The sequence below is a fragment of the Catenovulum agarivorans YM01 genome, assembly GCF_000281085.1.
GTDB lineage: Bacteria > Pseudomonadota > Gammaproteobacteria > Enterobacterales > Alteromonadaceae > Catenovulum > Catenovulum agarivorans.
Window position 1 is genome coordinate 1 of the sequence record NZ_AJWM01000136.1, and the last position, 926, is coordinate 926.

The following is a 926-nucleotide window of genomic DNA, read 5'->3' on the forward strand; positions in this document are numbered from 1 at the left end:
TCTGTGAGTTATTCTACTCACTTAATGAGGTGTCCAAAACTATTGGATCAGATCACTTGGCTCAGCTCGTGCCTCGCTATTTTAGCCAATCATTTTTAGCCCGTTATTTGGGCGTTATGTTGTTTTACTAGTGTTGAGAATTATTCATGAGTGAAGATATTCAAAAAATTGAAAACGATGTTCTCAGAAAACTCAATGATTTAGATGTTGAGACATTAAACTTGTTAGAAAAATATGCTGAAGAACATGCAAAAGCTCTTAGAGCTCAAACATTGGTTTCAACAGTGATCGCTTCGATAGCTGGCGCAGCTGCGACATCAGCATTTGTTTTTCCTGAAATTGATAAGCTTTTGCTCGGTATATCATCTACTATTTTTGGCGTGTTACTTGGTTTTCTTGCGCTACGAGAAAGGCGCAAAGAACATAGTGAATTAATCCGGAAAATACTAGACACTGAGTTAGGCATTGATTCTTTGGGTGAACTTGAGCTCAAAAAACGAAAAATTGAAAAAATAGTGAAAGGGGTGTAAAAAAATGAATACTCCCAATTATTTTTTCTATATTGCTTTTCTAGTAATTTTAATGTTTATAATTTATCGATTTTCTTACATTAAAAAAGCGCCGTTACTAACCGATGTTGTACAACTATTTTTAGCTGTTATGGCCGCTTGCTCTAGCTTTAACCTGTTGTTTCTTGTTTTTGAGGGGGTAAAAAGTTTAGGTGATTTCCAGTCTTATAAAGAGTCTATAATTCTAGGGGCAGTTGCTGTAATTTGGGTGTCCATCCAAACTATGAACAGCTTAGTCAAAAGCTCACAGGCTCAGCGCCAAACAAACTCTACAGAGCCAGAGCCTGAAACAACATAACAAACGCATTAAGGGTGGACGCAAAAAGCTTGGCTGCGCTCGTACCTCGCACATTATAG

At 37.3% G+C, this 926-nt stretch carries 2 protein-coding genes; both read left to right on the forward strand.

Features of this window, described 5'->3' with window-relative positions; translation table 11 throughout:
* The first annotated feature begins 146 nt into the window (after positions 1-146).
* Positions 147-530, forward strand: coding sequence for a hypothetical protein (locus tag WSC_RS0102685; RefSeq protein WP_016954360.1), 384 nt, complete (start codon positions 147-149; stop codon positions 528-530).
* Positions 531-534: 4 nt separating this feature from the next.
* Positions 535-867, forward strand: a complete 333-nt coding sequence (locus tag WSC_RS0102690) for a hypothetical protein (protein WP_016954361.1) — start codon at positions 535-537, stop codon at positions 865-867.
* Positions 868-926: the final 59 nt, after the last annotated feature.